The 19,278-nt window shown below is 37.1% G+C and carries 18 protein-coding genes; 8 read left to right on the forward strand and 10 right to left on the reverse strand.

What is annotated here, in order from left to right; all coding sequences use genetic code 11:
• Positions 1-19: 19 nt before the first annotated feature.
• Positions 20-1,636: a phosphoenolpyruvate carboxykinase (ATP) gene (gene pckA, locus AAY42_RS14440; RefSeq protein ID WP_055396464.1), complete on the forward strand. Its 1,617-nt coding sequence runs from the start codon at positions 20-22 to the stop codon at positions 1,634-1,636.
• 55 nt (positions 1,637-1,691) lie between these two features.
• On the opposite strand, the gene AAY42_RS14445 is transcribed toward pckA, so the two are convergent.
• The 3 genes from AAY42_RS14445 to AAY42_RS14455 are packed head-to-tail and all read right to left on the reverse strand — an operon-like array spanning position 1,692 to position 4,756.
• Positions 1,692-2,435, reverse strand: a complete 744-nt coding sequence (locus tag AAY42_RS14445) for a uroporphyrinogen-III synthase (RefSeq protein ID WP_055396467.1) — start codon at positions 2,433-2,435, stop codon at positions 1,692-1,694.
• 6 nt (positions 2,436-2,441) lie between these two features.
• A complete protein-coding gene (locus AAY42_RS14450; RefSeq protein ID WP_055396469.1) occupies positions 2,442-3,101 on the reverse strand; it encodes a DUF4271 domain-containing protein in 660 nt (219 codons plus the stop codon).
• Positions 3,098-4,756, reverse strand: a complete 1,659-nt coding sequence (locus AAY42_RS14455) for an ArnT family glycosyltransferase (protein ID WP_055396471.1) — start codon at positions 4,754-4,756, stop codon at positions 3,098-3,100. Before AAY42_RS14455 ends, AAY42_RS14450 begins: the two co-directional genes overlap by 4 nt.
• A gap of 120 nt (positions 4,757-4,876) precedes the next feature.
• On the opposite strand from AAY42_RS14455, the gene AAY42_RS14460 reads away from it, so the two are divergent.
• From AAY42_RS14460 to AAY42_RS14470, 3 genes are read left to right on the forward strand one after another with little or no spacing between them, the layout of a single operon-like run.
• On the forward strand, positions 4,877-5,605 hold the full coding sequence (locus AAY42_RS14460; protein WP_055396473.1) for a polyprenol monophosphomannose synthase: 729 nt from the start codon (positions 4,877-4,879) through the stop codon (positions 5,603-5,605).
• Between the two features lies 1 nt (position 5,606).
• Positions 5,607-6,941 (forward strand): dihydroorotase, encoded by a 1,335-nt coding sequence (locus AAY42_RS14465; protein WP_055396475.1) that lies wholly within the window; start codon positions 5,607-5,609, stop codon positions 6,939-6,941.
• A gap of 2 nt (positions 6,942-6,943) precedes the next feature.
• A complete protein-coding gene (locus tag AAY42_RS14470) occupies positions 6,944-7,375 on the forward strand; it encodes a DUF4296 domain-containing protein (RefSeq protein ID WP_055396477.1) in 432 nt (143 codons plus the stop codon).
• On the opposite strand, the gene AAY42_RS14475 is transcribed toward AAY42_RS14470, so the two are convergent.
• Complete coding sequence (locus AAY42_RS14475) at positions 7,372-8,394, reverse strand: NAD-dependent epimerase/dehydratase family protein (protein WP_245625624.1); 1,023 nt, start codon at positions 8,392-8,394, stop codon at positions 7,372-7,374. The genes AAY42_RS14470 and AAY42_RS14475 overlap by 4 nt on opposite strands.
• Before the next feature lie 60 nt (positions 8,395-8,454).
• Between AAY42_RS14475 and tyrS the strand changes: the two genes are divergently transcribed.
• On the forward strand, positions 8,455-9,750 hold the full coding sequence (gene tyrS / locus AAY42_RS14480; protein WP_055396481.1) for a tyrosine--tRNA ligase: 1,296 nt from the start codon (positions 8,455-8,457) through the stop codon (positions 9,748-9,750).
• A gap of 96 nt (positions 9,751-9,846) precedes the next feature.
• Complete coding sequence (locus tag AAY42_RS14485; RefSeq protein ID WP_082433455.1) at positions 9,847-10,257, forward strand: hypothetical protein; 411 nt, start codon at positions 9,847-9,849, stop codon at positions 10,255-10,257.
• 1 nt (position 10,258) lies between these two features.
• Here AAY42_RS14485 and AAY42_RS14490 read toward each other — a convergent pair whose 3' ends face one another.
• From AAY42_RS14490 to AAY42_RS14510, 5 genes are all read right to left on the reverse strand, one after another.
• Complete coding sequence (locus AAY42_RS14490) at positions 10,259-11,248, reverse strand: LuxE/PaaK family acyltransferase (protein WP_055396486.1); 990 nt, start codon at positions 11,246-11,248, stop codon at positions 10,259-10,261.
• 67 nt (positions 11,249-11,315) lie between these two features.
• Positions 11,316-11,639 (reverse strand): T9SS type A sorting domain-containing protein, encoded by a 324-nt coding sequence (locus AAY42_RS14495; protein WP_055396488.1) that lies wholly within the window; start codon positions 11,637-11,639, stop codon positions 11,316-11,318.
• Positions 11,640-11,781: 142 nt separating this feature from the next.
• Positions 11,782-12,093: a T9SS type A sorting domain-containing protein gene (locus AAY42_RS14500; RefSeq protein ID WP_055396490.1), complete on the reverse strand. Its 312-nt coding sequence runs from the start codon at positions 12,091-12,093 to the stop codon at positions 11,782-11,784.
• Positions 12,094-12,241: 148 nt separating this feature from the next.
• The gene (locus AAY42_RS14505) at positions 12,242-13,435 is read right to left on the reverse strand and encodes a hypothetical protein (protein ID WP_055396493.1); all 1,194 of its coding nucleotides are present in this window, start codon (positions 13,433-13,435) and stop codon (positions 12,242-12,244) included.
• Positions 13,436-13,458: 23 nt separating this feature from the next.
• Positions 13,459-16,284, reverse strand: coding sequence for a TonB-dependent receptor (locus tag AAY42_RS14510; protein ID WP_055396495.1), 2,826 nt, complete (start codon positions 16,282-16,284; stop codon positions 13,459-13,461).
• 189 nt (positions 16,285-16,473) lie between these two features.
• Between AAY42_RS14510 and AAY42_RS14515 the strand changes: the two genes are divergently transcribed.
• Together AAY42_RS14515 and AAY42_RS14520 are read left to right on the forward strand one after the other, a co-directional pair.
• The gene (locus AAY42_RS14515) at positions 16,474-17,160 is read left to right on the forward strand and encodes a response regulator transcription factor (RefSeq protein WP_055397953.1); all 687 of its coding nucleotides are present in this window, start codon (positions 16,474-16,476) and stop codon (positions 17,158-17,160) included.
• The gene (locus AAY42_RS14520) at positions 17,160-18,215 is read left to right on the forward strand and encodes a sensor histidine kinase (protein ID WP_055396497.1); all 1,056 of its coding nucleotides are present in this window, start codon (positions 17,160-17,162) and stop codon (positions 18,213-18,215) included. The genes AAY42_RS14515 and AAY42_RS14520 overlap by 1 nt, the downstream gene beginning before the upstream one ends.
• On the opposite strand, the gene AAY42_RS14525 is transcribed toward AAY42_RS14520, so the two are convergent.
• Positions 18,140-19,252 carry a glycosyltransferase gene (locus AAY42_RS14525; protein WP_055396499.1) on the reverse strand — a complete coding sequence of 371 codons (1,113 nt, stop codon included), beginning with the start codon at positions 19,250-19,252 and terminating at the stop codon, positions 18,140-18,142. The genes AAY42_RS14520 and AAY42_RS14525 overlap by 76 nt on opposite strands.
• Positions 19,253-19,278 lie beyond the last annotated feature (26 nt).

Consider the following 19,278-nt stretch of genomic DNA (forward strand, 5'->3'; position numbering starts at 1 on the left):
CAACTAAAAAAACTAAACTATGGATACGTCCACTCCGATTACGAAAACGATTTCGTTAAATGAATATGGGATAAAAAACGAGCATATTCATTACCAACTTTCTTCTGAGCAATTGCATGACCTTACCATTGAAATGGACATGGGTAAAGAAGCCTCATCAGGCACCTTGGCCGTTAATACGGGTGAGTTTACTGGAAGGTCTCCCATGGATCGTTTTATCGTGAAGGATTCTATTACAGAAGAGAAGATTTGGTGGGGGGATATAAACATACCTTTTGAAACCGAAAAATTCGATAAACTTTATGATAAGGTAATAGCATATCTAAATGAAAAAGAACTATTTGTTCGCGATTGCTATGCTTGTGCTGATGCTGCCTATAAGTTGAACATAAGGGTAATAAATGAATATCCATGGTCCAATATGTTTGCGTACAATATGTTTTTAAGGCCAACAGAGGATGAATTGGCAGCTTTTAGTCCAGAATGGACTGTAATCAATGCACCCGGGTTTATAGCAGACGCCCAATTGGATGGAACCCGACAGCATAATTTTGCAATCCTTAATTTTTCCAGAAAAATTGCCCTGATTGGTGGTACAGGGTATACCGGTGAAATTAAAAAAGGGATTTTTTCTGCATTGAATTTTATCCTTCCTGTTTTCAAAAACACCTTGCCCATGCATTGCTCGGCCAATGTGGGAGAAGCTGGCGATACTGCTATTTTCTTTGGCCTTTCGGGAACGGGAAAAACCACTCTGTCCACGGACCCAAACCGTAAATTGATCGGAGATGATGAACATGGTTGGACAGCAGACAATACCGTATTTAATTTTGAAGGAGGTTGTTATGCCAAAGTAATAAACCTTTCCAAGGAACAGGAACCAGAAATTTATGGAGCAATAAAGAAAGGGGCTATCTTGGAAAATGTTATCATGAATGCTGATGGGGATGTTGACTTTGGAGATACTTCCATTACCCAAAATACCCGGGTTAGTTACCCCATTCATCATATTGACAATATACAGCAACCTTCAATAGGCAAAAATGTCAAGAATATTTTCTTTTTGACTGCTGATGCCTTTGGGGTTCTTCCTCCTATTTCTAAATTAACTCCCGCTCAAGCTGCATATCATTTTATTTCTGGATATACTGCAAAGGTGGCCGGAACCGAGGCTGGAGTTGTTGAACCGCAACCTTCGTTTTCTGCATGTTTTGGAGCGCCATTTATGCCATTACATCCAACTAAATATGCAGAAATGTTAAGCAATAAAATGCAAGAATCTGGAGTTGATGTTTGGTTGATAAACACAGGATGGACTGGAGGGCCATATGGAGTTGGAACCCGAATGAAACTAAAATACACACGGGCCATGATCAGTGCTGCCTTAAGTGGAGAACTTGGGCTTTACAATTATGACAAATACCATATCCATTCTGTTTTTGGCGTAGCCCAACCTAGAGAATGCCCTGGAGTCCCTACCAGTGTGTTGAGCCCAAGGGCAACTTGGAACAATGATGAAGCCTATTATAAAACAGCGTTTAAATTGACCAATGCTTTTAGGGAAAACTTTAAAAAGTTTGAAGCCCATGCCAGTGAGGAAATTAGGAGGGGAGGACCACAACGATATGCTTTCTAAAACAAAAGGCCCGGTCAATTGACCGGGCCTTTTGTTTTATATTTTTAGCAACCAATTATTTATTTACACTGGTTATGTATTTCTGCAATGCCATTGTCATTGAAGGAGTCTCCGGTGTTGGAGCTTTTATGTCTATTCGTAATCCTGCTTCTGTGGCAGCATTTACAGTGCTATTTCCAAATACGGCAATGCGCGTACTGTTTTGTTCAAAATCTGGAAAGTTTTTAAGTAATGACTCAATTCCAGATGGGCTAAAGAAAACTAAAACATCATAAGTTACTTCCCTTAAATCAGAAAGATCGCTGATGACAGTTTTATAAAAAATTCCACGTTTCCAATCTAATTTAAGTTCGTTTAGGGCTTGGGGAACAATTTCTTTAAGAGTATCTGACGACGGCAACAAGAACTTTTCATCCTTGTATTTTTTAATAAGTGGAACAAGCTCATTAAAAGTTCTTTTACCTACATATATTTTCCGTTTTCTGTACACCACATATTTCTGTAAATAATAGGCTACGGCTTCTGATTGACAGAAATACTTCATGGAATCTGGCACTTTGAATCGCATTTCTTCCGCAATTCTAAAAAAGTGATCCACAGAATTCCTGCTGGTAAGGATTATAGCAGTAAAATTATTTAAATCAATTTTTTGCTGCCTTACATTTTTAGCTTCAACTCCCTCAACATGGATAAAAGGTCTAAAATCTACCTTTACCTTTTCTTTTTCAATTAATCTTGAATAGGGAGAATTTTCTATTTTGGGTTCTGGTTGGGAAACCAAAATTGTTTTTACTTTCATAAGCTTTCAATCTTTAAGATAGCTTCCAATTATGACCAAGGGTGCAATTTCGAGTGTGCAAAGGTACAAAATAAAATAGAAAAAATAGGGGATTATAGCTTTTTGATAGTTCTTCAACAGGTTGATTAATCCAATCGTATTAATGGAAACAATTAAGATAATTGTAACATAAATCAAGGGTTTTGAGTCTTTTAGAATGTATATAAGAATAACATTGCTTACAAACATAATTAGGCTACTGTAGTTAAAATAGGAACTTTTATTGAAGATTACATCAGAAATTAAAACCGTTGTATTAAAAATAACCCCTTTCCCATATTGGAGCAATATTTTAAGCAGTTGGAAGAGAATTAAAAAACCCATGGTGATCAGAAAGAAGAAAAATTGGCCATAACTTGGAATACCCCAAAATGTTTTTTGAAACAAAAAAATAAACAAAGAAAAATTTATTAGTTGGAATAGTGTAAGTAGGATATGAAACCAGTTTAGAAGCCTCCTCCCTTTTTTACTATTCAGGACAATATATTTATTGTTGAAAGGCAAAATGATAAAACTAAGAAACCTGTTTCCAAACAGATATTTGACAAGGGCAAGCACTACCATACTTAAAAAAAGCACTAATGTCATCCAATCCAAAGACTCAATTGTGTGGTGAATAGGATTCATTCCTTTATTTTAATTGGCATGCCGTTTAATCCTGGCAGTAAGTCGTTTTCCGATATTCCAATCCTGAAATACTCTATATTTTCCATTTTGGGCTTTATTGGTTCAAAAGTATACATTGTGGTATCCTTTGATTTTAGCATAGTTTGGTTCTTTGTCAATAGTTCCACTTTAAGGGGAATAATTTTCTTCACTTGCTTATGTGCATTGGAGAAGGCAATAGTATAGTTAAGGTTATCAAGTGGAATATCAAACTCATAAGGATTATATACTTTTAATATGCTGTTGGCTCTATCTTTAGAATCTTCCACAATACATTTTAGCTTTCTGTAGGATTGAAAGTTGTCTATAAAGTTTCCATAAAAAACGGTACTGTCCAAATGCATATAGTTAATATCACCGCTGTTGCTGTATTTCGTAACGTTCATAACTTTTTTGCCACGTGTCCTTTCCTCGGAATTATCAATGGAATATTGATTTTTTCTATAAAATCCATTGTTAAGGGAAAAGGATGGTTTCCTGGAATAAAACTCATACATAGCAGCACGTCTGTACGAATTATCAAAAACTATGGGAATATCCCGAGCTTTTGAATTTAGTTCCTTTACCCACTGTTTATTGCCATGGGTTTCAAAAACCATAGGCAGCAAAGGCCTATGCACAAGCCACACTCTTGCATAAAGAAGTAATACAAAACTTACAATTCCTATTCTGTACATCCATTTTCTGCTTCTCGCATTTTCAATTAGATGATTAAAAGCCATTAGTGCCATTGGAATGGAAATAACAATTGCCCATTGCGCCTGAACCCGTCTATTAAAACTGGAAATGAAAAAGAAAATAATAACCCCGTATGTTAAATATAACAGTGACTTGGAAAACTTATCGGTCACTTTGTATTTAAAAAGTGAAAAATATATCCAATAAAAAAGTAAACCTATAATTACAATAAGGTTCAAAAAATAACCCAAAGTGAATTTTTCAAAAGAATATGCCTGATTGGGCCGCTCATATAAATGAAAAGTGATGGACACAAAATCGTTTTGGTACAACCATAAAAAGTGTGGTGTATAGCAGATGAGTGCAATTGCGACTGCCAACCAAGCCTTCCAGTTTTTTATAAGCTTCAGATTGGAAAAAAAGACAAATAGGATTACTAAAACCGCATGATATTTACTGTACATCAATGCTGCCATGACAATTCCCATAAAGATGGAAATCCAAATGGAAGGATTGTTCAAAAAACGCTTATATAGTAGCAAGAAAAGTGCGGTAAAAAACAAAAGGGGAGTGTCTGGCAACATCAAAAACCCATAAGCATTCATTAATGTGAACGAGGATACAAGCAGGAAAAAATGGATGATATAGTCCTTCTTTTTCGGGTTTTCAATAAGCTCCCACAAAATTAAATAAGTGCCTACTGAGAGCACACAACTCATAAGACGAACACCTAGCTCACCATCAAAAAACAAGCTTCCTATCTTTATCAAAAAAGCAACCATTGGTGGATGGTCAAAATAACCCCAATCCAGATTTTGGGCGTAATACCAATAGTACGCTTCATCATAAATGAGTTCTGTAAAATAACTTTGAACAAGATTGAGAACAAAAAGAACAGCCAGAAGAATAAGAAAAAGCCTGGGAAACTTTTGGGTCATCAAATAAATTTTAGATGCGGCAAAGTTACAAATATTGACCAACTTGATGCTTAACGGTGCAAAAGATGACTTGGGGTAGGAACCAAGAAAACGTTATTTTTGCGCTCTAATCTTTTGATAATGGCAGACGGTTTAGTGATTATACCCACTTTCAATGAAATTGAAAACATTGAAGCCATTATAAAAACGGTTTTCGATCTTAAAAAGGATTTCCATGTTCTTGTTGTTGATGATAATTCACCAGATGGAACTGCAGAAAATGTTAGAGTTCTACAAGAGCAATATTCTGATCGTCTATTTCTTGAAGTTAGAAAAGAGAAGTCAGGATTGGGCACGGCCTATATCCATGGTTTTAAATGGGCTTTGAAACAAGGGTATGACTACATTTTTGAAATGGATGCTGATTTTTCCCATCGCCCTGCAGATTTATCCCGTTTGCACAGGGCCTGTGTGAATGGAGCCGATGTTGCAGTGGGGTCTAGGTATAAAAAAGGGGTGAACGTAGTGAACTGGCCTCTTTTTAGAATTTTACTATCCTATGGCGCATCATTTTATGTGAAGATTATTACGGGAATGCGAGTTCATGACCCCACTGCGGGATTTGTTTGCTACAAGAGAGAAGTGCTTGAGAGCATAAACCTGGATGCAGTACGATTTATTGGTTATGCATTTCAAATAGAAATGAAATACAGGGCGTATCTCAAAGGATTTAAGATAGAAGAAGTATCCATTATTTTTACGGATAGAATCAATGGAAAGTCTAAAATGAACTCAGCAATAATACGAGAAGCCATTTTCGGTGTAGTTGCCATGAAGTTTAGAAGTATATTTTTCAAAAAGACATTTTAAAATGCCAAAAACCCTACTAAAGAATGCAAAAGTTGTAAATGAGAACAACATTTTGGAGACAGATGTACTTGTAGATGGAGATTTCATTACCAGAATTGATGGTGATATTTCAGATACCAATGCTAGAACAATAGATTTGGATGGAGATTATCTGTTACCTGGAATTATAGATGATCAGGTACATTTTAGGGAACCGGGGTTAACACATAAAGGAACCATTGCCACAGAAAGCAAAGCTGCTTTGGCGGGTGGGATAACTACTTTTATGGAACAGCCCAATACGAACCCGCAAACCACAACCATAGAAAAACTTGAGGAAAAGTTTGCCATCGCTTCAAAAGATGCTTATGCCAACTATTCATTTCTTTTTGGTGGAACCAATGACAATTTGGAAGAATTAAAACGATTGGATAAAAATGCATGTTCAGGGGTTAAATTGTTCTTGGGGTCATCTACGGGAAATATGTTAGTTGATGATGAAGCTGTTTTGGAGAAAATTTTTAGGAATACCGATATGGTCATCTCTACCCATTGCGAAGATGAGGGAACAATACGTGCAAACATGGATACCTATAAGAAAATGTATGGGGATGATATTCCAATAAAATTCCACCCAATAATAAGAAGTGAACAAGCTTGCTATTTGTCCTCTTCAAAAGCAATTGCTTTGGCAAAAAAAACCGGAGCACGATTGCATGTATTTCATGTCTCCACAGGAATTGAAACTGATTTGTTCACCAATACAATTCCCTTGGAGGAGAAGAAGATTACAGCTGAAGTATGTATACACCACCTTTGGTTTTCAGATGAGGACTATGCTGAGAAAGGGACTTTGATAAAGTGGAACCCAGCCGTGAAGACAGCCTTGGACAGGGAAAAACTTTGGGAAGCACTTTTGGATGATAGAATTGATGTGATTGCAACCGATCATGCCCCACACACTTTAGCAGAAAAAGACAACCCCTATGCCAGTGCACCTTCAGGAGGTCCTTTGGTGCAGCATGCACTGTTGGCCATGTTACAAAAAGAGAAGGAAGGAAGGATAAAACTTGAAAAGATTGTGGAAAAAATGTGCCATAATCCTGCAAAGCTTTTTGATATTGATAGACGAGGGTTTATTCGCGAAGGGTATTATGCAGATTTGGTTCAGGTAACCCAGAATTCCCAAACTGAGGTTAAAAAATCGAATATTTTTTATAAATGTGGGTGGTCACCATTTAAAGGGGTTACTTTTGATTCAGAAGTGGTACGTACTTTTATCAATGGCCATTTGGGTTATGAGAAGGGTGTTTTTTCTGAAAAAAAGAACGCCCGAAGGCTTACATTTAATAGATAAAAATGAAAAAGATAGTTCTGTCCTTGTTTGCGGTATTTCTTTTTTCATGCGGTGAAGAGGTAGTGGAAAAGCCAAAAAACCTTATACCCAAGGAAAAAATGATTGTTATTTTACATGATTTGGCCATATTGAATTCCGTAAAGTCATCTTCCAGCACCCTGCTTGCTGAACATAAAATTGAAACAATGCCGTTTCTGTTTCAAAAACATCAAATAGACAGCACCCAATTTTCCCAAAGTGATTTATACTATGCTTCAATACCTCTAGAATATCAAGCTATATATGAAAAAGTGGAGGAAATGTTGGAAGAAAGAGTAAAGGTTTTGGAAGATGTTTCCAAGAGAAAAAAGGATAGTCTTGCAAACTCAAGAAAAAAGAAAGCGGACTCCATCAGTAAATCAAAAGAAAAGAAAAAAACTGCTCCAGACGCTTAACCCTTAAATTTTGAACAACAAAAACCTATTGCTGAATCTAGGTTTTCGAATTTAAAACCTAAAGCCTTTATTATTTTTTCACTAGTATATATTTCTCTTTTATAAAGTCCTTTGGTAACGCTTTTTGTAAGCTTTCTACTTTTTCCAAAAAGCTTGCTTCTTAACCAATCCAAACGCCAAAAACATTCCAAAACCCAGAAAGGAATTCTTTTAATTGGGGCCTTTGAACCTAAATTAGGGGCAATTTTTTGAAGTATTTCTTGATAGGTCAGATTTTCATTTACTAGAATGAACCGCTCACCCTCAATTTTGGACTCCATGAGTTGCACCATGGAAGAAGCTACATCAGAAATGGTCACAAAACCTGTTCCGCCTGGGATAAAGGACTTTTTGCCTTTGGAGGCATAAGTGAACAATGAACCACTTCCAGATTTCCAAAACCCTGGCCCTAAAACTACTCCCGGGTTAACAATGACTACCGACAAACCCTCCTGGGAACCACGCCATACCTCCAACTCAGCATCTTGCTTTGTAAGACCGTAGACTGAAATATTGGTATCATTCCATTCATTTTCCTCATTTGCTTCCTTTCCTGGAGCACTCGGGCCAATTGTGGCAATGGAACTCACATAGCAAAGTTTTTTTATGCGGCGTTCCAGACATTGGTTAACAATATTGGCTGTGCCCACAGAGTTATTTTTGACCAAAGCAGGATAATCACTGGGGTCAAAAGAAATCATTGCTGCGCAGTGATATACATATTCAACACCATCAAAAAGAAGCTCAAGTGAACCAATATCTACTAGATCAGCCTGTACCCAATCTATTTTTTTAAATAGTTCGGATGGATTGTCCGTATAGTATCCAAAGACTTTTAAAACATTCTGTAGTCTGTCTTTATTTCGGTAACTGGCCTTTACGTTTTTTCCATTTTTGACCAAACGAAACAACAAATGTGAACCTATTAAACCCGTACCTCCCGTAACCAAAATCATGCTATAAAAGTACCTATTTGCCATGGATTTATTAAGGGATGTAAGAACTTCATTTTATATTTGCAGCTATTCTAAAAGATTATCATGACAAAGAATTTTGTTCAAGAGTTACAATGGAGAGGTATGGTACATGATATTATGCCTGGCGCGGAAGAACATCTGATGAAAGAAATGCAAGCCGCTTATGTTGGAATTGATCCAACTGCTGATTCATTACACATTGGACATTTGGTAAGTGTTATGATGCTCCGGCATTTTCAACTAGCAGGACATAAGCCGTTTGCCTTGGTAGGTGGAGCTACGGGTATGATTGGAGATCCTTCCGGAAAATCGGCCGAGCGTAATCTGCTGGATGAAAAAACACTTCGGCACAACCAAGAAGCCCTAAAATCGCAACTAGGTCGGTTTTTGGATTTTGAAAGTGATGAACCAAATGCAGCTGTTCTGGTGAACAATTACGATTGGATGAAAGATTTTTCCTTTCTTGATTTTATTCGCGATGTTGGCAAACATATTACGGTCAATTACATGATGGCGAAGGATTCGGTTAAAAAGCGCCTTTCTTCGGATGCCAAGGAAGGTATGTCATTTACCGAGTTCACCTATCAATTGGTGCAAGGATATGATTTCTTGTACCTGTTCCAAAACCACAATTGTACCCTTCAAATGGGTGGGAGCGATCAGTGGGGAAATATCACCACAGGAACCGAGCTTATCAGAAGAATAGGCGGAGGTAAAGGCTTTGCCATGACCTGCCCTTTAATTACTAAGGCTGATGGTACTAAATTTGGGAAGACCGAAGGTGGAAATGTTTGGTTGGATGCGGAAAGAACTTCACCATATAAGTTTTATCAATATTGGTTGAACACTTCAGATGAAGACGCCGAAAAGTATACAAAAATCTTTACGTTTTTAAGCCAACAAGAAATTCAAGATTTGGTAATCACCCATCAAGAAGCTCCCCACCAAAGAGCACTTCAAAAAAGATTAGCGGAAGAAATTACAACTATGGTGCATTCTAAATCCGATTTAGAAAATGCCATAAAAGCAAGTAACATTCTGTTTGGTAAATCAACTTCGGAAGATTTGAAGCAATTGGATGAAAAAACTTTTTTGGATGTTTTTGATGGTGTACCCCAAGCACAGGTTTCCAAGGATGAAATAGATGCTGGTTTGGATATGATAGGCGCCTTAGCGGCAAAGACGGGTTTCTTAGGCTCAAATGGTGAAGCACGAAGAGAATTAAAACAGAATTCCATTTCCGTAAATAAGGAAAAGGTAAAAGAAGATTATACAATAACCTCTTCTGATTTAATCAATGGCAAGTTTGTATTGCTCCAACGTGGCAAGAAAAACTATTTTGTGTTGGTGGTGGACTAAGTGTTAATTCCAAACAATTTGCGCAACCAAAAAGGAATTTTTTGCTCTTTGTTCTGAAAAACTGATATAATGAAGGCATCAACACTCTTTTTTTGCATGATTATTTTACTAAGTGCATGTAATTCCAATTCTGATAATGAAGCAGAAGTACCATTAAAAAATGGAATAGAGAAATGGGAATTGGTTCGTATGACCGGAAGTTTTATCAACTCTGAAACCGTTGGAGAGGATATGGAATGGCAAGAATATTATCTTTTTAATCCTAACGGGACCTTTTTTAAATCCAGAAAGAGAGATGAGGTTATTACTCAAGCAATGGGAACATATGAGGTATTGGAAGAAGGGGATAACAAATATTATGAACTTACCTATGAAACAGGGAAAAGCCTTATTGCCAGTTGCTATGGCAACGGAAAGGAAATTCTCTTTTATGCTAGAGGTGCTTTAAATGGTACTTGGAATGCATGCGATGGACCAGGCCTAGAGTATAAACTTAGTTCAGAATAGGTTATAGCGCCATTAAATTACAGCCCCTAACATCAGATTGGTCAAACCTTCCCAAAATTTCAAAAGACCCATCTGCATAAGTTTTGCCTAAATCTTGTGTGGCAATAAAAGAGCAGGAGTTTACATTGGCCAAATCAATAACATTTACCCCACCGGTTTTCCCATGAGATTGTGTGGTGAAAGGGTCTTCCGTATCACGAGTTTGGATTTTCATCCAGTTTGGAGTTCTAAACAAGCCATCACCTTGGGAATAAGCTTGGGAAAGTAATTCGGTCATTCCATATTCTGAATGTATTTTTGGAACCCCAAATGAAGTTTTAAGGATATTGTGCAATTCTTCCCGTATCAGTTCCTTCCGTCTTCCCTTCATTCCTCCAGTTTCCATAATTGTTGTGTGTTTCAAAGGCAACGGATATTGTTCTGCCAAATCCAAAAGCGCAAAGGAAACCCCAATTAAAAGGGTCTTTGTTTTTTCTTTTTCCAGTTGCAGCAGTTTTTCATAAAGCGCTTTAAAATCATAAAGATAAAATCCACTTGACGGGTGTTGTGATTGGGTCACTAAATCATCTGCCATATATAGCAAAGAAGAACCTTTTCTTTCAAGATACGAAGGAAGTAAGGCCAGAATACAATAGGATTCAATAGGGTCATAAAATGAAGTAAATCCTTTTTGATAGCTTTTTTGGTATAGGGAGAGGTTGTGCACATAGTGCTTACTTGTAAGACTTCCGGTTGTTCCACTACTTTCAAAAACTGTTTGCGGAGCTTCGTTGGAAGCTACTATCACTTTATGGGACTTAAAAAACTCAATGGGGAGAAACGGAATTTCTTCAACATGATGAACATTTGAAGGTGACTTCTTTACGTATTGACAAAAAGTTTGGTAAACAGGATTATTTTCAAATTGAAAAGAAAAAATTTTCAGTGCCAACGACTCAAATTCAGCCTGGGTTGAAATTGAAAAGATATTTTGAATCTGTACGTTGTTCATTGGGCAATAAAAAGTACCCAAAAATAGAAAAGCCCTTTTATTAAAAGGGCTTTTTTGATAGCAATTCTTATTTAATGACCAGTTTTCGGGTCATCGTCTTTTTCTGTTCCGTTACTTGGAGTACATAAACTCCTGGAACTAATCTGGATATGTTCAACGTGTTGGTCGCAATTCTGTCCGTGAGTACGACTTCTCCAAAAACATCGTAGATTTTAATTTGTTTGTTACCATTAGTGGCAGTAGTAAGATAGACTTCATCACCATAAACAGGATTGGGATACATCTTAAAACCTTTAAGTTCTTGTGCTTGTTCAGTATTTACACTGACCAATTCTTGACCGAAGCTAAATACAGGAAACGCCATAATGAGAATAAAGTAGATTTTCTTCATACATGCTGATTTGGGATAATAAGCAATATAAAAGTAAATAAACCTGTTGGAGTTAGCTATAAAATGTTGTGAAACAAAGAATTATGTAGGTAAAGTGGGAAAAGTAGGTGTTTTGGGCCCTTTTTCAGGACGAAAAGTATAATTATTTGATAATTAGCTTTCTAGTAGCTACATTGTTATTTTCAATTACTCGAAGGATATAAACGCCCTTATCAAAACCTGAAAGATTGAGTTCTTTCCCTAAAATTGTAGTTTGAAGCACTTTAGTGCCCAGCACATCAAAAATAAATATTTGCTTTGGTGAATTTTCAGCAGTCTCTATAAAAACCTTTCCTTGGGTAACAGGATTGGGAAACAATTTAAAACCTTGTATATCTGCACTAGCCTGGGCATTTTGGGAAAATCCAAGGGTAGAAACAAAAAAGAATAATACAACAAGGTAAATATGCTTCATAAAGTATTGGTTACAAAGGTTATGCCGCAAATATAAAAAAAATGGGGTCTGTATTATCTTTGTTTACGGAAAATACCCACACTTTTCGATGAAATGCAAAAGAAAAGCCCCGCAAAGCGGGGCTTTTCTTTATCTATAATACCTTTTATTAATTAATGCCCACGGTCCATCCGGCACCCCAGGTGGCAATATCCGTACCTGTACCGTTACCTACTCCTGAGATAATATCAGCTTCGTCAAAAACTGAACCAGTATCATTTTTTAGGTTAGTTGTAACAGTATTAAAGGTTACATCAATAATGTTGGAATCATCGTTTACTACACCAACGCCTGTATCGGCATCGTCCAAGTCGAAACCTTCATCAAAATCATTGATTACAATATTGTTAAAAGTAAACCTAGTTCCGGCGCGAAGTCTGATGGCCTCGCTTTCGTTAGCAATATCAGCTGGATTTCCAACAATAGTTGCATTAGTAACTGTTGGAGCGGAAAAATAACCTGCCTCATTACTAAAGTCTGTGTTGAATCCATCACATTCAAAAGCTTTGTCGTGCGAAGTTCCATGTTGTACATAAACATCGGTCAATGTGCCCACGAAACCTTCTGTCCAGTCAATAGAGTCATCTTCAGCGTTTACCACAACCAAATGACTTGCATTTACAGTTCCTCCAAAGAATTCAAAACCATCATCAGATCCTTCAAAAACTTGTACATAATCAATTGTAGTACCCGTTCCAACGCCATAAACTGATAAACCATTCAATTCTGCGTTTCCGTCAATTGCTCCACCAGCATATTCAATACGTACATACTCAACATTTCCAGAGTTATCTGCAGGGATGTTACCTCCAAAAGCCAAAGCTCCAACTTCTGATGTAGCAATATCATCTGAACCATCAGGTGTAGAGTTGATAGGAGCCTTTCCACAAAGAACCAAACCTCCCCAGTCACCTGAAGAAGGCACAGTAGCGTTGGAAGTAAGTATGATTGGCTCGCTCGCTGTGCCTATCGCATTGATTCTAGCCCCCTGTTGAATAGCTATATATGCATTTACTCCAATAGGTTCTGCCTTTATTGTCATACCTGCGGGAATGGTCAACGTAGTACCATTTGCCATAAGTACGGGTCCGGTAATGATATACTCAACATCTGGATCTAAAGTAAGATTAGTTGTGTATAGCCCATTAAGGTTTACCGTTGTCTCGGTTGGTGTTTCTCCACCAGAATTATTGTTGGTTGTAGTAACACTATTATCATTAATAACAATGTCTGAGGTATCGTCGCTCTCACAAGCAATGAATAAAGCAGCGGCTATACCTAAAAATAAAAACTTGTTTTTCATTTGTCCTTAGTTTAAAAAAAAAATTAAAATTTATATTTAAGGGTTAGCCCAATGTTAACCCCAAGATTATACTCTCTTATTACAATATCTCCTATATCGGTTCCTTCTCTTATAAAAGAAATATCTGGATCTAGAATGTTTTTGGCTGTAAGATTTGCTTCAAAGTGCTCTCCAAATGAGTTCTTCAAAACAAAATTCAATGTAGGAACAGCTTTTTCCACAATATTCCCTAGACTTCCTGATCCCAAAGAGAAAATCCGATCTGAGAAATAGGAAAAAGCAATTGTGGCTTTTGGTTTGTAATTACCAAATACAGGGCTATAATTCAAATCTGTATTGATAATAAAAGGTGATGCACCTTCTAATTCGTCTGAGTCACGGTCGAAAGCCGTTCCGAATGTGTTTTCTGTACCCCCGGGGATATCTTTAAGGTCCTGATCAGTTTTAGTATACGCTGCGTTTAGGCCAACGGATAGTATTGCATTATCATCAGAATCCATATAGAGATTCTTTCTCACTTCCATTTCTATTCCATATACATCCGCTTGGTCCCCAGTTCTAAAATAACGTTGGGTTCCTGTAGCATCCGCAGCAACTACCCTGTTTACAGGGTCTTTGATTGTTTTTGCAAATGCGGCTATGGAAATTATTTCCCCACGCTCTAAAAACCACTCATATTTTAGGTCATAGTTGAATATATCCGAGTAAGTTGGTCCATTTCCATCTAAACCGCCCAAGAGGTCTGGGTTACCACCTATACGCTGTGTTACGGATTCATACACAAAGGGTGCAACTTCTTTAAATTCTGGAAAGGATGCTGTTTTACTAAAACCAAGTCTAAGATTGGAATTGTCATTTAGGGCATAACGAACATTTAAACTTGGCAGGAAGATATTCTCATATACATCCCTGAACCCCGGATCCGTGGCGCTAATGTTGATTACATCATATTCAACCTTTTGACTATATGATTCTGCTCTGATACCAGGTATAACACTTAATTTTTCACTAAGTTCTAGTTCGGCTGTTGCATAAACCGCGTGAATGCCAAGATTTCCTTTATATGTGTTCTCAGCTAATCCAGGTCTGTTTCGATTGCCAATGTCATTATTTATTGGGTTTAAGACGAGCAAATCCCATAAACCTTCACCAGCTGGAATATTGATATTACTTACATCAAATATGGTATTAAAATCAGTGACATCTGTAACTGGCGTGTTATTCCTGTCCTGAATTTCATATCCATAGCGTATACTATTAAATCTACGTTCTTTTCTTCGGCCGTTGTATCCAAAGTTAAATTTTACCTTTTCTGATACTTGATAACCTAAATTGATAAAACTATTTAATTCATCATCTTCAATACTTTGAAAAAACCGCTGGTTGTCAAATGGAATATTGGTGTAAAATACTGGATTTGTTGAATCATCGCCATCCAATGCAAGTTGGTAGTTCTCCAATGTAATCCTTTTTCTATCTGGTTCATCAGAAAAGACTTTATTAAAGCCTGTTCCCCAATCCAAAGACAATTTTTCATTAAAAATGTGCTGTCCCGTCAACTGGTTTACAAAAATCATATCTTGGTTAAACTGAACGTTCATTACATAAAATCCTTCATCAGTGGTAATGATTGCATCCCTGTTTGTACCCAACCCATTGACTCCATAGAAACCAACTGCATCGGTAGAACTGTTTATAAACAGGGAACTATATTTAACTTTGTGTTCATTGTTTATTTTATAGGTGATATTGCCCAAAGCAGTAGTGTTCGTAGTATAGGCAAACTCTTTTACATTGGGAAAATCTACTTTTAAAACGTTTGTGAAATCTCTGGCTGGACCCTCCCATAACTCATAACCATTGTTAAAGCTTGCTGCTGCAAAAAAACTTAGTCTGGATTTGTCGTCATTAAAATTGAAAGAATAACCACCTTCACCGGCCAGGGATAAATTTATAGGGCTCCATGCGTCTTGAGGGTCAACACCATGGGACAATACAATAGCAAAAGGATCATTATCATATCTGTTGTAGAACCCAAAATTGCTTGGTCCTTCACTGCGCACAAAATCTTCACCTGAAGCATTGGTATTTATACCACTTCCAACGGAAATTTCAAAATAGCCATTTCCAGTATATTCCTTGGAATCAACATTTACATTCCCTGCAGCAAAATCACCATAAAAGGTTGGGCTATATGCTTTACTTACAGATACATTTTCTATAATACTGGAAGAAAATAAATCAAGGTCAATATTCTTTTTGCTGACATCATTAGAAGGAAGCGAAAGCCCATTCATTGTTGTATTTTGGTAGCGATCTCCCAAGCCCCTTACATAAACATTACTAGAACCTTGTTGTTTGGAAATACCAGAAATTTGCGCAACCGCTGCCGCCGCATCGTCAATACCTTTAAGGGTTAAGGCTTCGGCACTAATTGCTTCTTGAATTACCAAAGCATTTTTCTGTTGTAGTAAAAGTGCGACTTCGGAATCCTTTCTAGCGGTTGTTGTTACCACAACCTCATCCAAACCCACGCTGCTTGCGCCCAAACCAGCATTTATTTCAGTAACCTTTCCAGTTTCAACAAGAACATTGGGAACCTCAAGCGTTTCATATCCCAAGAAACTAAATACCAAGGTGTATGTACCAGGCTCAACATTGGTAATTTCAAATAGACCGTCAAAGTCTGAAGTTGTGCCATTTGTTGTTCCTTTTATTATAACGTTGGCAAAAGGTAATGGGTCATTGTTGAGTTCTTTATCCGTTAACTTACCTACAATGCTACCGTTCTCTTGAGCAAAACCAGCTAGAGTGAAAAACGAAAAGAGTAAGATCAAATAAGTTTTCATATAATGTTCTGTTGGATTAGAATTCGGTGGCAAAGAACGTTACGACCTGTAAAAGCGATGTTAGGTGCGTGTTAAGTATTTATTTGAAAACTGTTACAATATTGTTATGACATTAAATGAATGTTAAGCATTAATGCCGTTATAGTATTATATTTACATTTGGGCGATCAACACAAAAAATACCATCCCATGAAAACAAAGGACATTAAGATTCTACTTGTTGATGATGAACCGGATATTCTAGAAATTGTGAGCTATAATCTTTCTTCGGAAGGGTATGAAGTTTTTACAGCAAAAAACGGAGTAGAAGGGGTCGCAAAAGCAAAAAAGAAAAGCCCTCATCTTATTATTTTGGATGTAATGATGCCCGAGATGGATGGCATTGAGGCATGCGAGATTATTAGAAGTACCCCAGGTTTGGAAAATACAATAATAACTTTTCTAACAGCTCGTGGAGAGGATTATTCCCAAGTGGCCGGTTTTGATGCAGGAGCAGATGATTATATCACCAAACCCATAAAACCAAAAGTATTGGTCAGCAAGGTGAAAGCATTGCTCAGAAGATTAAAAGAAGACAAAGCAGAGGTTGAAGATATTGTAAAAGTGGGCAATATTGTCATCAATAGGGAGGAGTACAAAATTGTTAATGATGGAAAAGAGATCATACTCCCAAGAAAGGAATTTGAGCTTTTATCATTGTTGACTTCCAAACCTAATAAGGTATTTAAACGGGAGGTGATTTTAGACAAGGTTTGGGGAAATGAGGTTGTTGTTGGTGGTAGAACCATCGATGTGCATATTAGGAAACTACGCGAGAAAATAGGCGACCATCATTTTAAAACAGTCAAAGGCGTAGGCTATAAGTTTGTCTTGTAATGGCCATTAAGCTAAGGAAATCTTATAAGTTTGCCTTAAGGTCATCCTTTTTGATAACTATTTTACTTTCTGGGTTTTTCATTTTATTTCTCATTTATAAAGAACAACAAGATTGGTTGTTTGTTCTCTTGTTTGCACTGACCTGTTTCGTTATTTCATTTGTTATTCTGCAGATTAGGGTAGAACGATTTATCTACAGGAGAGTTAAAAAAATATATGATGATGTTTCTCTTTTGGAGTCCTCTTCATTTTCGTCAAAACCAGTAACAACAGATATGAAAACCTTGACCCAGGAGATTGAAAAGTTTGCCGAGGACAAGAAAATTGAAATAGATACCCTAAAGATCCGTGAAGAATACAGAAAGGATTTTCTAGGAAACGTTTCCCATGAATTAAAGACCCCACTTTTTACAGTACAAGGCTACATTCTAACGCTATTGGATGGTGCCATGAACGATAAGAAAATTCGCGAAAAGTACTTGACCCGCGCAAACAAGGGAGTGGAACGGTTGATTTACATTGTAAAAGACCTTGATTTAATTACCAAACTTGAAGTTGGAGGGTTAAAATTGGACCGAGAAGATTTTGATATAGTTGAACTCATTCAAAACGTATTTGACCTTTTAGAAATGAAGGCCGCAAAAAAAGAAATCAGTCTAACGTTCGATATAGAATACATGTCCCCAATTTATGTGAATGCTGACAAAGAGAAGATACAGCAAGTTATAAGTAATCTTCTTGTCAACTCCATTAAATATGGCCATCCAAATGGAACAACCGAAGTAAGTGTTGAAAACCTAATTAAAAATAAGGTGATTGTCAGGGTAACTGATAATGGCGAAGGTATCCCCCAAGAGCATATTCCTAGGCTTTTTGAGCGTTTTTATCGAGTAGATCAAAGTGGCAGTCGAGATGAAGGAGGTTCAGGATTGGGCCTCTCCATTGTAAAGCATATTATGGAGGCACATGATGAGAAGATTTATGTGGAAAGTGAAGTGGATGTAGGCTCTGAGTTCTCTTTCACTTTGGAAAAAACAGAGAATAGCTCTGAATAGGTTATTTCGGATTCAAAGCATGTTAACCCCTTAAAATTCTCTATTCGATTTAAATCTTCAATAGTAAAACTGTCCTGTACGGCATAGGGAACCAGGTTTTGCTTTTCCAGCCGTTTCGCCAAATATTCTTGTTCATATTGTCCTGGTGTAGGAATAAAAAAGGCCTTCTTTTCCAATTTGGCCAAGTCCATAACAGTCGTATATCCTGATCGGCAAAGTATCTGGGCACTTTGGTTCAATGCCATTTGCAATTCCTGGGACTGCATAAAGTTATAGAGCGTAATTCTGCCTTTTGGTATTCTCCGAATTTCCTTAGTTTGTGAATCTTCTATTTTTCCTTTCACAAAAAGCACATTTCCATGATAAGAGGATAGCTCTCTCAAAATCTTTTCTTCCAAAAAGGTTCGTTGAGGTTCTGGTCCTGAAAGAAGCACCATAAGATTGTATTCCAGTTCAACCTTTATTTTTTCGAACCGACTCAGAGGCCCTAAATACGTAATGTTGCTTTTGGATTTTTTCAAGTGTCCAAGCTTTCCCGTTAAATTGGGTTTTTCCTTTACATCTGGAACCCAACAGGCATCAAATTTTTTTATGATTTTTTGATGTGCCTTGGAGCTCATCCAGGTGGTGTTTCCCGAAAGTACGTTAAGCTGATGTGTAATAAATACGCATGGAATTCTCTTATAAAAAACACCTAATCGATTATCGGAAATAATACCGTCTAGATTGTGTTCCTTGACCAACTTTTTAACGGCTCTTTTCTCCTTTGATATAGCTTTTAGAACCTTGGGAGAGTCCCAAATCATTTTGATTTTAAAATTCTTCGCCTTTTGGGCGTAAGTTATTTTATATGAAGGCAATTCAAAAGACGGAAGATTTGGAAACTCCTTTTGTAAAAGTGCAAGTGCAACACCATCTGAAGCTATAAAAGGCTGGTGTCCCTGTGTCAAAAGTGCATTAATGATAGGAATACATCGGGTGGCATGCCCAAGTCCCCAGTTTAATGGGGCTATTAAAATACGTTTGGATTTTTGCACAACTACAAAGCAACAAAATGAATATT

It is taken from the genome of Flagellimonas eckloniae (assembly GCF_001413955.1).
GTDB classification, from domain to species: Bacteria; Bacteroidota; Bacteroidia; order Flavobacteriales; family Flavobacteriaceae; genus Flagellimonas; species Flagellimonas eckloniae.

Coding starts and splice junctions, on each gene's coding strand:
- AAY42_RS14500 (WP_055396490.1), bottom strand. CDS start 12,093: ATGAAGCATATTTACCTTGTTGTATTATTCTTTTTTGTTTCTACCCTT.
- AAY42_RS14505 (WP_055396493.1), bottom strand. CDS start 13,435: ATGAAAAACAAGTTTTTATTTTTAGGTATAGCCGCTGCTTTATTCATT.
- AAY42_RS14475 (WP_245625624.1), bottom strand. CDS start 8,394: ATGGCAAATAGGTACTTTTATAGCATGATTTTGGTTACGGGAGGTACG.
- AAY42_RS14490 (WP_055396486.1), bottom strand. CDS start 11,248: ATGAACAACGTACAGATTCAAAATATCTTTTCAATTTCAACCCAGGCT.
- AAY42_RS14515 (WP_055397953.1), top strand. CDS start 16,474: ATGAAAACAAAGGACATTAAGATTCTACTTGTTGATGATGAACCGGAT.
- AAY42_RS14445 (WP_055396467.1), bottom strand. CDS start 2,435: ATGAAAGTAAAAACAATTTTGGTTTCCCAACCAGAACCCAAAATAGAA.
- AAY42_RS14470 (WP_055396477.1), top strand. CDS start 6,944: ATGAAAAAGATAGTTCTGTCCTTGTTTGCGGTATTTCTTTTTTCATGC.
- tyrS (WP_055396481.1), top strand. CDS start 8,455: ATGACAAAGAATTTTGTTCAAGAGTTACAATGGAGAGGTATGGTACAT.
- AAY42_RS14455 (WP_055396471.1), bottom strand. CDS start 4,756: ATGACCCAAAAGTTTCCCAGGCTTTTTCTTATTCTTCTGGCTGTTCTT.
- AAY42_RS14520 (WP_055396497.1), top strand. CDS start 17,160: ATGGCCATTAAGCTAAGGAAATCTTATAAGTTTGCCTTAAGGTCATCC.
- AAY42_RS14510 (WP_055396495.1), bottom strand. CDS start 16,284: ATGAAAACTTATTTGATCTTACTCTTTTCGTTTTTCACTCTAGCTGGT.
- pckA (WP_055396464.1), top strand. CDS start 20: ATGGATACGTCCACTCCGATTACGAAAACGATTTCGTTAAATGAATAT.
- AAY42_RS14495 (WP_055396488.1), bottom strand. CDS start 11,639: ATGAAGAAAATCTACTTTATTCTCATTATGGCGTTTCCTGTATTTAGC.
- AAY42_RS14450 (WP_055396469.1), bottom strand. CDS start 3,101: ATGAATCCTATTCACCACACAATTGAGTCTTTGGATTGGATGACATTA.
- AAY42_RS14460 (WP_055396473.1), top strand. CDS start 4,877: ATGGCAGACGGTTTAGTGATTATACCCACTTTCAATGAAATTGAAAAC.
- AAY42_RS14485 (WP_082433455.1), top strand. CDS start 9,847: ATGATTATTTTACTAAGTGCATGTAATTCCAATTCTGATAATGAAGCA.
- AAY42_RS14465 (WP_055396475.1), top strand. CDS start 5,607: ATGCCAAAAACCCTACTAAAGAATGCAAAAGTTGTAAATGAGAACAAC.